This window comes from Legionella nautarum, from assembly GCF_001467895.1.
GTDB lineage: Bacteria > Pseudomonadota > Gammaproteobacteria > Legionellales > Legionellaceae > Tatlockia > Tatlockia nautarum.
In genome coordinates, this window is record NZ_LNYO01000024.1 from 291,796 (window position 1) to 305,477 (window position 13,682).

Genomic DNA, 13,682 nt, shown 5'->3' on the forward strand with positions numbered 1-13,682 from the left:
ATTCAGAATTGTGTGATAATTGTCACACGACCGAATTATAACGCATAAACAAAGAAAAAGTTTATCGGTCGAAAGCAATTCGACCAAATGTTGGGGTTCTGTTATTTGCTCGCTAGCATGAGCTTTAAATAAGAGATTTTCAAGCACTGCAACCTAGTATTTGTCTAGAGTGACAGTTTATTCAAAGAAAAGCCTTTATTTGAAGCTATAATTAGTAGAGTAGAAAACAAACCAAACGCGCTTCCCTTAAGTATATGATATAAGGAAGCAACCCAGTACCAGAGCCAAATTGAAAACGAACATATCAGATACCCACGCATGTCAGACATGCCTTACATCAGCCGCCACTTATTTTGCAGATTTTAAGCAAGAGGGGGTTTCTATGCATGAAACAACCAATATACCTTATTTATCACGAAATCAGTCAGTTCCGATGTATATTACCCAGTATGCGCCGCTATATTTACCGGTACCATGCGTGTGGTCTGTTTTTATGGTCTTGGGTGTTGCTTAAAGTGGATATTTTTTGTTATTGAGGGATTGTTGTCAGCTACCTAAGTATAATTGACAATAGTTACAAATGAGATACGGATTATTGCTTACTATATTAAGCTCTTGAAGCTTCAAGCCAAATTTGGCTCAAGCAAAACGTAGCCTCAAAACACTAAATAGATAGCCTTATACTATCTTTGCTTGAGTGTATAGCGCCCTTTTATGGGGTAAATAATGGAAAAAATGTTAATAAATGCGACTCAAACCGAAGAGGTTCGTGTCGCGCTGGTAAAAGATAATGATTTGTACGATTTGGACATTGAATGTCCTTCAGAAGTTAAAAAGAAAGGAAATATTTATAAAGCATTAGTAACCCGTCGTGAACCGAGTTTAGATGCTGTTTTTGTTGAATATGGCGCCAAACGCCAAGGTTTCTTACCACTTAAAGAAATCGCTCCGGAATATCTAAGTAAACATCCTGATGACTTTGGTGATGAAAAACCTCCCATTACTAGTTTAATTCGTGAAGGCCAAGAATTACTTATTCAAGTTGATAAAGAAGAACGAGGAAACAAAGGGGCAGCACTTACCACCTATATTACCTTAGCAGGCTGTTACCTCGTTTTGATGCCTAATAATCCAAACTCTGGCGGCATTTCTCGTCGCATCGAGGGAGATGATCGCGATGAGCTTAAAGAAACTTTAAATGCTTTGCAGCTACCCGATGGGATGGGCCTTATTATTCGCACCGCTGGTGTGGGTAAAAATATAGAGGAGTTACAGGCTGACCTTGATATGCTGTGTAATCAATGGCAAGCCATTCGTCAAGCTTACAATACTCAACTTGCTCCTTGCCTGATTCATCAAGAAGGCGACGTTATTATTCGCTCAATTCGCGATAATCTGCGCAAATCCATTGGTGAAATTATCATCGATGACCAAATTTCTTATGTGAAAGCAAAACAATACATCGAACAGGTAAAGCCCGATTTTCTACCCAACCTAAAACTCTACAACAACACTATACCGTTATTTAATTTCTATCAAATTGAAAGTCAGATAGAAACCGCTTATCAACGTGAAGTCTTGCTTCCTTCTGGTGGCGCTTTAGTGATCGACCGCACAGAAGCCTTAATTTCAATCGATATTAACTCAGCCAAAGCAACCAGTGGTTCAGATATCGAAACAACTGCCTTGAACACTAATCTTGAGGCTGCCGATGAAATTGCTCGTCAATTACGTTTACGTGACCTCGGTGGTCTAGTTGTTATTGATTTTATTGATATGAGCTCCAGCAAGAATCAACGTGATGTTGAAAATCGCTTGAAAGAGGCCCTTAAAGCCGATAGAGCACGTATCCAAGTGGGTCGTATATCTCGATTTGGCTTGCTTGAAATGTCGCGTCAGCGCCTACGTCTGTCTCTTGGTGAAAATGCCCAAGAGGTATGCCCACGCTGTGAAGGTCGCGGTACTGTAAGGAATATTCAATCGCATGGTTTATCCATCACTAGGCTCATTGAAGAAGAAGCCTTAAAAGAGAAAACCGCTGAAGTGCAAGTACAATTGCCCGTTGAATTAGCTACTTTCATCATCAATGAAAAAAGAGAATTTATTCTAAATATCGAAAAACGTCATAATGTGCACGTACTGATTATTGCTAATCCTTACATGCATCCACCGCAATACAACATTATACGCTTGAAAGAAGACAATGTCGGAAAGAATAAAAAACCAAGCTACACGCTGATTCAGCAACCAGAGCTTAATGTGGTTCGCGCAGATCAAGAAGCCACAAAACATGATGAGCCTGCAGTGAAAGGTTTTTCTGGACACCAACCAGCAAAAACACAGCACAACAGTTTCATAAAGCGCTTATGGTCAAGCTTGTTCGGCAGTATTTCGGAAGCATCTACTACATCCACGCCTATTACTGCAACACCTAGTCGGCAGGAGAGAAGTTCGCGTAGCACTCAACAACCGCAGCGGCAAACAAACCAAAGTGCGAGTGGGGAAAAACGTCAGTCAAATCAACCTAACCGTCGTCGTCGCCCAGGAAACCAACAGCGTAATACAAGTGGCAATCCACAACGACGCAGATCGCAACCTGGTCAACAATCGGCAGGTCGCGTAGTACCTTTAAAACCTGATTCCAATAAGAAAAAAGAGTCAGCGAACAAAGAGTAAGTTGTTGCATCTTGAATGGGTACGTAGGTTGGCCAAAGCCCAACCTACTTCCTTCGCGGCCTCTACTCTGCTTCTTTTAAACCAGTAGCTATGGGCGTAATACCAATATTTGGATTAACTCCACAATCATCAAGCAATTTAAGTAAGTTATTTCCTCTACGAGTTAGGCGCTTAACACAATAAGCCTCTAAATAACTATCTAAAATATAATAATATTCTGGCAAAGTAAGGATGGTAAGAATTTTCTCAGCACGCTCAACATGATGAGCATTGCTATAATCACAAGCTTGAAAAAGTATTGCACCTAGCATGGCTGCAAAGCTTGCTTTACGTACGTAATTGGCTAAATAAAACCGCTGAATACACTCATCCAGTGCACGGTCTTTATCCCATTCAACCCAGGTATTATAAAGATCGACAGCAGCTTGAGCAGAAAATTCGCCAGTTAAATCGAGTTGCTGTAGGGCATAACCGACCGGCACAATAGCTTGCACATTTGCCCAAGAGCAGTTACCGGTAATCTGTGCAGAAATAGGCATTTTAGCGACCGGTGTTAAACCTAATTTTTTATTGATCGTTTCATGAAAATAGGTACGAGGCTGCTTTTTATAAAGAAATTCTAGTAAAAAGTTAAGATTAAGGGCCTCGGGACGAGAGATACGGTAAATATTAACCGTTCCCTCCTTTAAACTATTTTCACCCCGGTCAATTTTTACCCACCATTCCTTATAACGCAAAAAACCAAGTGCATGGCCTCGGCTCGCTGCTGGTAAAATTAGCATAGGTGATTGTGCTAGTAGACTAGCAAGCTTCGCTTTATGCCTATCATTTAAATTCAAATAGAAACTATGTTGTAACTTTAATAACTCGCCTGCGACTGAGAAAGCATCCATGATGGGATAAATAAAAGGAAAATACTCTCTCAAATGACGTGTGGAATAACTGCTCGTAAAACGCCTCAGAGAATCTCTGACCACCGCTACAGTGAATTCAAGCATGAAGCCTTCATAATTAAGCTCGACAAACTCATTTTGAGCATTAACGATATCAACATGGCCTGTTAACTCATAGCGATGCCCTATCAATTTGCCATTAATAAAATCCAAGGCAAAATCAAGTCTTGCTCCATGCTGATAAAGTAAATGCTTAAGATTATCATTTCCCCTTAACACAGGATAAACTAAGATGGAGAGGCCAGAGGTCGTGTAAGCATTGGGATTGGCTCCATGATCTAACAATAAGCGCGCTAACTCAATATCATTATTATCAGCAGCCCAATGAAGTGGTGTCCTTCCTGTCATATCCCCTTTATTGACATCAACACCACGCAGCAATAATTGCTCAGCGATATTGGTTTGACGAGCAATTGCGCATTCAACAAGCGGTGTAAAACCATATTCGTCAATATCATCTAAGGATTCACCTTGACGAAGATAATGGTCAAAATCAGGCATGCGGGAGCTGATGATATCATTGGCAATAGTCATTTAGCGATCCTAAGGCTTGTATTCAGGCACTGAGCCCAATTTTGGCTGAAGCCCTAATTTTCTCTGGAGTTGCAACTGCTGTTCATTTCTAGCATTTTGAGCTTTTATCAATGCCTCAGGATCTCCTCTTGGATTCTCATTATCAGCAATCCCGTCAAAATAAGGATTATCTAAGAGAGGATGACTCTGAATTGTTTGTTGAAAATCCTGATCTTGTCCTGTTTGTGGTTCATAATGCTCGCGATCATGAACTTTTGCACCCAATTTACGATGACCGTTTTTTTCTGCTTCACGCCGTTGATTCTCCATTTCCCAGGTTTCATCTTTCAATATAGAACCACCCCGATTATTACCAGATAATCGGGTAGGAAAATCAATGTCTCTTCTACTAGATTCGCTCATACGTTTAATTATAAATTATAAATACTCACGTTGCAGAATTTCTGCAATTTGTACAGCATTTGTCGCTGCTCCCTTACGAATATTATCGGCAACAACCCATAAATTTAAGCCATTCGGGTGAGAAATATCCTTTCTAATGCGCCCAACAAATACTTCATCACGACCGATTGCATGGCTAATAGGTGTTGGATATTGCAATTTAGAGGGATCATCGATCAATTTAACACCTGGAGCTTTCGCTAATAGCTTACGGGCTTCTTCGGCCGACATCGGTGCTTTTAACTCAAGGTGAATCGCTTCAGAATGGCCATAAAGAACAGGCACACGAACTGTCGTAGGATTCACAAGAATCGTCTCATCTTCCAGAATTTTTTTTGTTTCCCACACCATTTTCATTTCTTCACGGGTGTAGCCATTCTCTTGAAACTCATCGATGTGGGGTAACACGTTAAACGCAATTTGCTGAGAATAAACTCCAGCTTTTGCAGGTCGACCATTCAGTAACTCGCCTGTTTGGGTCACTAATTCAGTGATTGCTTTCTTACCCGTTCCTGAAACAGCTTGATAAGTGGCCACATTGATGCGGCTGATACCGACTGCATCATGCAGTGGTTTTAATGCGACAACCATTTGGATGGTTGAACAATTTGGATTCGCGATAATTCCGCGATTTTTGTATTCAGCAATACGATGTGGATTGACCTCGGGTACCACTAGAGGAATATCTTTTTCATTACGAAAGTAGGAAGTATTATCCACAACTATACAGCCGGCCTTGGCTGCGATGGGGGCATACTCTTTAGAAACTGAGCCCCCAGCAGAAAATAAAGCAATGTCTGCTTGGCTAAAGTCAAAGGTTTCGAGATCAACTACCTCTAATTCGTGGTTGTTAAAAGTAACCGTCTTACCCAGTGAACGATGACTTGCAAGAGGATAAAGTTTATCAACTGGAAAATCACGCTCTTCCAAAACAGTAAGCAGTGCTTCACCCACTGCACCAGTTGCACCCACAATTGCAATATTAAGTCTTCTATTCATCACTACCTCAAATTAGGAACCAAATTATTATCATTTCAGAAAAAGTTAGGCACGTCATTTGTTCTGTGCTTTATCCCGCAAATAATGATCCATCAACACTAAAGCCATCATCGCTTCAGCTATAGGAACAGCACGGATACCTACACAGGGATCGTGACGTCCCTTTGTTACTATGGTGACTTCTTCACCTTCTGTATTCATTGATTGACCAGGTTTAATAATGCTCGACGTGGGTTTTAAAGCCATACTGACCCTGAGATCTTGTCCTGTGGAAATGCCTCCAAGTACACCACCCGCATTATTACTAAGAAAACCCTTTTGTGTTATCTCGTCACGATGTTCGCTGCCCAATTGGCTTACCGCCGCGAATCCGGCGCCGATTTCTACGCCTTTTACCGCATTGATTGACATCATGGCATAAGCCAGCATAGCATCCAATTTATCAAAAACTGGATCACCAAGTCCAACCGGTACTCCACGGGCCACTACCGTCACACGAGCCCCGACCGAATCACCTTGGCGACGTAATTGATCGATATAATCAGCCAGTGCTTGAATTTGATGCTGGTTGGGACAAAAAAAAGAATTGTTGTTTATTTCTTTTTCATCAACAAAATCAAGGACAAGTTGTCCCATTTGCTGCAAATAACCAATAATTTCTATCCCTAAAACGCGCTGCAAATAAAGACGTGCAATGGCACCCGCTGCAACCCTCGCGGCTGTTTCGCGAGCAGAGGAACGCCCTCCGCCACGATAGTCGCGATGACCATATTTATGATGATAGGTAAAATCGGCATGTCCTGGGCGAAAGATAGTTTTTATCGCCTCATAATCACTGGAGCGCTGATCACTATTCTGAATTAATAAAGCGATGGGAGTGCCTGTTGTTAAGCCTTCAAATACACCCGAAAGAATTTCAACTTTATCTTCTTCCCTTCTTTGTGTTGTGTATTTTGATTGCCCAGGTTTCCTTTTATCAAGGAAGGGTTGAATATCTTCTGCGGATAAGGCTAAACCCGGAGGACAACCATCCACTATACAACCTAAAGCTGGACCATGGCTTTCACCAAAAGTTGTTACAGTAAACAATTTTCCGAACGTGTTTCCACTCATTTAATTACCTGTAGACGCAAAATGTGCCGCCAATTGTTGACGAGTTAGTAAGAATACGCCATGACCACCATGCTCAAAATCAAGCCAGGTAAAAGGGATTTGCGGAAAAGCATTAACCAATGCTTCATCGCTATTACCCACTTCAACCACTAAAATACCATCCTCTGTCAGATAATCATGGGCGTTTGCAAGAATTTTTTCAACAATTGCCAAGCCATTATTCTTTGTTTCCAAAGCAAGGCGGGGCTCATGAAGGTATTCTTCAGGCAAAGTTAGCATTTCCTCCGCACCAACATAGGGAGGATTGCTCACAATTAAATCGTAATGTTTCTTCGGTACCTCTGACCAACAATCCGATTGAATCAACGTTAATACCTCTTGTACACCGTGGCGCTCTCGGTTAATTTCAGCTACTTCCAAGGCCTCTGAAGAAATATCCACCGCATCAACATGGGCATCAGGAAAAGCATAATTGCAGGCAATCGCAATACAAGCACTGCCAGTGCAAAGATCCAAAATTCGTTCTACTCTCTCTGCTTCTAGCCAAGGAGAAAATTGCTGTTTAATCAATTCAGCAATTGGTGAACGCGGAATTAGCACACGCTCATCCACATAAAACGGTAAATCGCAGAAATAGGCTTCATTCGTCAAATAAGGGACAGGCAGTTTATCGATAATTCGGCGCGAGAGGCGATAGGCCAGAGTTTGCTTTTCTGCGGCAGTCAAACGTGCTTGTAAAAGCATAGGATCGCAATCAATAGGTAAAGACAGACTTGTCAGAATCAAGGCTAGCATATCATCCCAAGCATTATCAGTCCCGTGGCCATAATAAAGGTTAGCAGTCTCTGCTTGGCTTATACCAAAACGCAGAAAATCAATAATTGTTTCAAAATGAGTGGTCACTGTCGCATAAGAGTCTGTCATAAATTACCTTGTAGTATTGGCTACTTAAGATGTTAATGTAACGAACATAATTATCACAAATTGTACGCTAACTTAGAGATTTTGTCCTCCTTTATTGTAGCCTGTCGGTTGAACCGAGGCCCGGGTGAAGCGTTGAGCTTGGACTAAGCGTTGAGCTTAGGAATCAGCGTTGTTGCAGATCCTATTCTCGTACCTACCTACCGCGACTTATTCGCGGTATCTAGGCGATCTCATTTCATACCTAGCTCTCTGGATCCCCGCGAACAAATCGCGGGACATAGAGAGAGAGTTCGACCATGCAACAACACTGAACAAATCGCGGGGCTTAGAGCTATAGTTCGACGTAGGGACAGAGTTCAACCATGCAACAACGCCGAACAAGTCGCGGGACTTAGAGCTATAGTTGGACTTAGGAATATATGTTTATTTTGCCCAAAATCTGCGTTTAGCCTCATAAATACATTATAATTTTAATATTCCTGTTTCTATTTTAGATCCGTATGTCTGATGATTCTTTGTCTGACGAAGACAAAGCCTTGTTTCGTAAAATGATGAGTGGTGTAAAACCGCTGCACAAAACGAATAAAATACAAGTATCCACTACTCCTAAGATAACAAAAATCCGTAAAAGAGAGTCGATTCCAAGCCAAGATGTACCAACGATTTATCTTTCGGATTACTACAGTAACGAAGTCCAAGCACATACGATTTTATCCTATTCTAGCCATAGTATCCCATCTAAACGCCTGCGTGAGCTCAGAATGGGGCTAATTCCCTGGGAGGCGAGATTAGACTTGCATGGTCTTAGACCAGATGCTGCGAGAGAATCCTTAATTAAATTTATAACGCAGCAAACCGCTTTAGCTCATCGCAGTCTTTTAATTATTCATGGGAAAGGAAGCCGTCAAGGCGAGACACCCGTCTTAAAAAATTTAGTCAATCACTGGCTACCTCAATTTTCACAAGTATTAGCCTTTCACAGCGCCTTAGCGCGAGATGGTGGCGAAGGCGCCCTATATGTCCTTCTTAAAAGAAACAAATTGAATTTATTGTCATAAAGCCTTAACATTTGCACAAAATTTTGAATAGTGGCGTCATGAACAAACAAGCAATTATTATCGGAATTTCTGGTCCGTCAGCCTCCGGAAAAAGTCTTCTGGCAAATACGATTGTCAATGAACTAGGTTCTGAACAAGTTGTTGTCATCTCAGAGGATGCCTATTATAAGGATAATAGCCATCTTCCTTTCGGTGAACGAGAAAAAATTAACTACGATCATCCTGATGCATTTGATCATGCCCTCCTTTGCGAACATTTACGTAAATTACGGCAAGGTGAATCCGTTGAGATCCCTATCTATTCTCATTCTAAACACCTTCGTTTGGCCGAAACTCGTCGTGTTGGCCAACATGCAATTATCGTCTTGGAAGGTATTTTATTGTTTACTGACAAGCAATTGCGCGAAATAATGGATATTCGTATTTTTATGTCAACTCCTCTAGATGTTTGCTTAACCCGTCGCTTAAAGCGTGATGTTGTTGAGCGGCAACGTTCTTTTGAATCGGTTGTTCATCAGTATGAGACGACAGTCAGGCCAATGTATCTACAGTTCATTGAGCCTTCGAGTCGTTATGCAGATCTCATCGTTCCCAGAGGAGGAGAAAATCGTATCGCTATTGATATGATCCAGGCGAAAATGCGCGAGTTACTTGCGAAACACTTAGACGGTTAGAGGAGATTAAGATGGGTTTTTTACAAGGGAAAAAAGCATTAATTGTTGGACTAGCAAGCAATCGTTCTATTGCTTACGGAATTGCCAAAGCATTTCATGAGCAAGGTGCTGAATTGGCTTTTACTTATCAAAATGAAAAGTTGCAAAGTCGTGTTGAAACGATGGCAGCGGAGTTTAATTCCACTCTGACCTTTCCTTGTGATGTAGCCAACGATTTGGATATTCAAGCAGTGTTTGAACAATTGGGTCGTCACTGGAATAAATTAGATATTCTTATTCATTCCGTTGCTTTTGCACCAGCAGATCAAATCAGTGGTGATTTTGTTGATTGTGTTCATCGTGAAGGTTTTCATATTGCTCATGATATCAGCGCCTATAGTTTAATTGGGCTTGCTAAAGCAGCCTTACCTCTAATGCAAGATACCCAAGGGGCAATTCTCACACTGAGTTATTACGGCGCTGAAAAAGCAGTACCAAACTATAACGTCATGGGTATTGCCAAAGCGAGCCTAGAAGCTTCTGTACGCTATTTGGCAGCAAGTTTAGGACCACGTGGAATACGCGTTAATGCTATCTCCGCAGGGCCCATTAAAACCCTCGCTGCTGCAGGCATTAAAGATTTTCGTAAAATGCAAACGGCCTATGCCAATACTACACCAATGAAACGCAATGTCACTGCAGAAGAAGTAGGTAATACAGCCGCATTTCTTTGCTCAAATTTAGCCTCTGGTATTACCGCTGAAGTAGTCCATGTCGACGCTGGATATCACGCTATTGCAATGTCAGATTTAGAATGATGTTATCCGCAAAGCGGCAGAGAAGTCCTGGTTGCAAGCAACCAGGCTACAAATTTTTTTAGATTTTCGTTAAATGTCACAACTTCAGTAAGCCTTAACAAGCAAAGCTTATTAAGGCCAGATTTTATAGTCCACTACCTGGGATGCTCGGTGGGTTCGGGATATAAGCAGGTTGTTGTGGTTGATAAAGAGGATAAGATCCCTGAGGAATATAAGGAGGAGGATACACTCGAGATGGAGGAGTGTAAGGAGGAGGATATCCTTCGTGGTATGCAGGCATTTGAGAGGGAGTTTGCTGATGTGGATAGAATTGAGGCTCATCATTTGGCTGTTGTTGATAGCGTTGTGGATCTTGTGGATAGAAATCCTGTCTATGACTAACATGTACATGTTGTGAAGTTTCTACTGACAATTCTTCTTCATCTGCTGGGTAATAATCATTATGATTAGAAGCTTGATGTTGCATTTCTGATAAAGGACGCAAATCAAAATTCAGCTTAGTACCACCAATTTCTATTTCAATTGCTGATAATTTACCACGGCGTAATTCTCTAACTTGCTCTATGATCTCTTGCTTGTCACTGTTAAATAAACGAGTAATATAGTAAGGCAGTTCATTTTTACCTAATTTCTGACGAAGAGCAGCAATGGCACATTTTACTTTTATTGGATCAAGATTTTGAGCAATTAAATTTTCTTCTTCGGCTTTAGTCAGTGTAAATCGATGGGGATCTTGGGGATCCAGTGCTTCAGGGTTTCTTATTTTTACGAGGTAATTTTGCAAGCTATTAGTAATAAAACAACCTGCTCCAGCACCAATAAAAGTTAGACAGATCACACCTAAAATAACCATGCCGACGGGATTTACACCTGCAGCAACAGCCAAAGCAGTTATGGGTGTAGCAAGAAAAAGAGCCGTCAACCAACCTGATGCGGTACCAAAAGCTATGGCACTCAACATGGATATCATTGCCTGCCATAAGCCTTCGTTATGCCACAAGCGCTCCATCGTCTCAAAAAATTCCACAAATAGATAAGCAATGGCAATAAAGGTCAAAACAATCGCTACAGTACTAATTAATAATAAAAGCAGAAAAGCCCATAAATTAGCTTTATCCTTATCACTCACATTATTAAGACTATCACCATAACCATTATCATTAGTACCAACACTAGCAGCAGCATCATGTAAATGATGAAGATGATGATCATAAGTAAGACTATCTAGTAAAGACCAATAGAAAATACTATCTGCAAGAGAGCAATAATAATAATCGTCTCTTCTCTCTCTAAATTCGTTTAATTGGATCACCGTAAACATAATTGGCGGGAAAAGCCATTGGGGTGGAAGAGCTTCTTCTTTAGGTAATACAGCAGCTAAAAAGGTATCAAGTACTGTTCTAGCTTTTTGCCATTCTCCTTCAGGTAGGCGCCATAAAGAACTCTCATTATTATATATTAGATTAAATTCAAATTTGTCACGTATAAACTTAGAAATCTCTTCAATCGACTTCCCTTCCGCGTTTAATCTTTGGTAATCTTTTAACATACTCAGTTGGAATTGAGTAAGCATATTGTCAGTAAACTTATCAGCCATTGTAAATCTCCCTGCTAATTAAGGGCTTTGAATTTTTGAAGCAGCGACTAAATTGTTAATGTACAAGTCATAATCCATAACACCGTAGTTTGCTTCAATTTGTTGGGCTATGCTTGCTTGCTGTTCTTTATCTAATAATTTCAATTGTCCGTCATTAATTTTCTTTAAACGCACAATCACATAATTGCCGTTAGTTAAACTCCGACCATTACGACTATTAGTGCGAGGCAAGCTAAACGCTAAATCGTTAATCGCAGTATCGGCTTTATCGGTATCGCGGGTTGCTTTTGTGATTTCATGCCACTGCAATTGCTTGTCTTTCATTAATTTTTCTTGCAGATTACCATCTTCCTTATTTGATAATAATTCAGTACCTAGCTGTTTAGCTTGTTTTTCAGCATCAATGAGAGCTAATTTTTTGGCAATAAAATCTTTGACCTCTGCTAAGGGTTTTTCCGTGGCAGGAAGGTGTTGATTGACTCGTAAAACGACCACGCTGTCATTATCCAACTGTATCGGCTCACTATTATTACCAAGTTGCAAAACATCATGGCTAAATGCAGCATTAACAATCTGTTTATTCTTGGTTAACTCAGTATCGCCACCTTGACGTGAGAAAGCTTCAGAATGTTCAACAGGTAGTTTTAAAGCATCTGCAACGGGAGTTAATGAATCAGGACTTTGATAACTTAGGTCACCGAGTTGTTCTAAAGCTTGGGCATATTGTGCCTGAGTAAGATCAGAAACTAATTGCTCTCTTATATTAGCTTGTACTTCTTTCAGAGGCTTCATTGTTGCGGGCTTGTAAGCTATCAGTTTAAAGAGTTCATATCCATGAGGCGATTTAGCCGGCGGAGAAATTTGTCCTGGTTCTGTTAAATTAGCCAAGGTCTTATCGAATCCTGATTGACCAGCTACTAGCCAAGGAAGCAAACCACCATTGGCCAGCGATAATTTATCGTCTGAGTTTGTCTTGACCAATTCTGCGAATCGCTCTGGGTTCTTTTGCAAGGCTTGATAAGTTTTTTCTGCTTTTTGTTTGATCTGATTTTGCGTCTCTTCCGAAGCATCTTCAGGTATAGCAAAGAGAATATGTGCTACTTGCCACTGAGCTGGAGTCTGAAAACTGCTTTGATTTTCATCATAATAACGTTTTAGATCTTCAGGGCTCACCTGAACTTTGTTTTTCATCTCTTGCGTGGACAAACGAACAAAATCAATACTCACTTTTTCAGGAGTTAAAAATTCCTTTTGATGCTTTTGGTAATAATCATTGATTGCAGCTTCAGATACTTGGGTATTTTGGCTAAATAAGCTAGTAGGAATTTCTAAATAATCGTAATCCCTTGTTTGCATATAAAGTTTAACAAAGCGTTTAATTTCAGCGGGTAAAACAAAAGAACTACCTATGAATGCAAATCGTTGTTGATTTAGCAACATGCCTTGTCTTACTTCATTTTGAAAAGATTCAGGCGTAAACATCGCATTACTCAGGGCTTGTTGGTATCTCTCCTGAGAAAAATGCCCATCTTGTTGGAACTGCGGAATACTGAGAATTGCAGCATTAGCCTGATTTTCGCTGACTTCAAAACCTGCTTTTTTTGCTGCTTGAACACTGACTTCATTCGTGATCATGTCAGTTAGAACTTGCTTCTTGAGCGCAGCTTCACTTTCAGCTGTGATTTGCGAAGGATCGCGTTGCTGTCGAGCTCGGCGATAATTAATTTCAAAAGCCTGCTTGCTAATAGGATGCCCATTCACATCAACTTCGATATCCGAGGTTTGATGAGACTGCATGAAATAGTCTACTCCGAATAATGTAAAAGTAACCGCAATCAGAATAATAACTACCCAGGCTATAACACCCTGTATGCGTTCGTTCAACTTCTGCAACATGTTCGAAATTCCATATTTGG

At 40.7% G+C, this 13,682-nt stretch carries 11 protein-coding genes; 4 read left to right on the forward strand and 7 right to left on the reverse strand.

Annotated elements, in window-relative coordinates; genetic code table 11:
- The first annotated feature begins 726 nt into the window (after positions 1–726).
- Positions 727–2,676: an Rne/Rng family ribonuclease gene (locus Lnau_RS13140; RefSeq protein WP_058505601.1), complete on the forward strand. Its 1,950-nt coding sequence runs from the start codon at positions 727–729 to the stop codon at positions 2,674–2,676.
- Positions 2,677–2,738: 62 nt separating this feature from the next.
- On the opposite strand, the gene ankH is transcribed toward Lnau_RS13140, so the two are convergent.
- Genes ankH through prmB form a run of 5 tightly spaced genes read right to left on the reverse strand, consistent with a single transcriptional unit; the run spans position 2,739 to position 7,640 of the window.
- Complete coding sequence (ankH, locus tag Lnau_RS13145) at positions 2,739–4,163, reverse strand: Dot/Icm T4SS effector AnkH/LegA3 (RefSeq protein ID WP_058505602.1); 1,425 nt, start codon at positions 4,161–4,163, stop codon at positions 2,739–2,741.
- A 9-nt stretch (positions 4,164–4,172) separates the two neighbouring features.
- Positions 4,173–4,565 carry a hypothetical protein gene (locus Lnau_RS13150; protein ID WP_058505603.1) on the reverse strand — a complete coding sequence of 131 codons (393 nt, stop codon included), beginning with the start codon at positions 4,563–4,565 and terminating at the stop codon, positions 4,173–4,175.
- 15 nt (positions 4,566–4,580) lie between these two features.
- Positions 4,581–5,603, reverse strand: a complete 1,023-nt coding sequence (locus Lnau_RS13155; protein WP_058505604.1) for an aspartate-semialdehyde dehydrogenase — start codon at positions 5,601–5,603, stop codon at positions 4,581–4,583.
- A 54-nt stretch (positions 5,604–5,657) separates the two neighbouring features.
- Entirely contained in the window at positions 5,658–6,716 is a 1,059-nt protein-coding gene (gene aroC / locus Lnau_RS13160) for a chorismate synthase (protein WP_058505605.1), read from the reverse strand.
- On the reverse strand, positions 6,717–7,640 hold the full coding sequence (gene prmB / locus Lnau_RS13165) for a 50S ribosomal protein L3 N(5)-glutamine methyltransferase (protein WP_058505606.1): 924 nt from the start codon (positions 7,638–7,640) through the stop codon (positions 6,717–6,719).
- Between the two features lie 500 nt (positions 7,641–8,140).
- On the opposite strand from prmB, the gene Lnau_RS13170 reads away from it, so the two are divergent.
- From Lnau_RS13170 to Lnau_RS13180, 3 genes are read left to right on the forward strand one after another with little or no spacing between them, the layout of a single operon-like run.
- Entirely contained in the window at positions 8,141–8,698 is a 558-nt protein-coding gene (locus Lnau_RS13170) for a Smr/MutS family protein (RefSeq protein ID WP_058505607.1), read from the forward strand.
- Between the two features lie 38 nt (positions 8,699–8,736).
- On the forward strand, positions 8,737–9,372 hold the full coding sequence (gene udk, locus Lnau_RS13175) for a uridine kinase (RefSeq protein WP_058505608.1): 636 nt from the start codon (positions 8,737–8,739) through the stop codon (positions 9,370–9,372).
- Between the two features lie 11 nt (positions 9,373–9,383).
- Positions 9,384–10,169, forward strand: coding sequence for an enoyl-ACP reductase FabI (locus Lnau_RS13180; protein WP_058505609.1), 786 nt, complete (start codon positions 9,384–9,386; stop codon positions 10,167–10,169).
- Between the two features lie 124 nt (positions 10,170–10,293).
- Here the strand turns inward: Lnau_RS13180 and Lnau_RS13185 are convergent, their stop codons facing one another.
- Together Lnau_RS13185 and Lnau_RS13190 are read right to left on the reverse strand one after the other, a co-directional pair.
- Positions 10,294–11,766, reverse strand: coding sequence for a hypothetical protein (locus Lnau_RS13185; protein WP_058505610.1), 1,473 nt, complete (start codon positions 11,764–11,766; stop codon positions 10,294–10,296).
- A gap of 18 nt (positions 11,767–11,784) precedes the next feature.
- Entirely contained in the window at positions 11,785–13,662 is a 1,878-nt protein-coding gene (locus Lnau_RS13190; protein ID WP_058505611.1) for a SurA N-terminal domain-containing protein, read from the reverse strand.
- Positions 13,663–13,682: the final 20 nt, after the last annotated feature.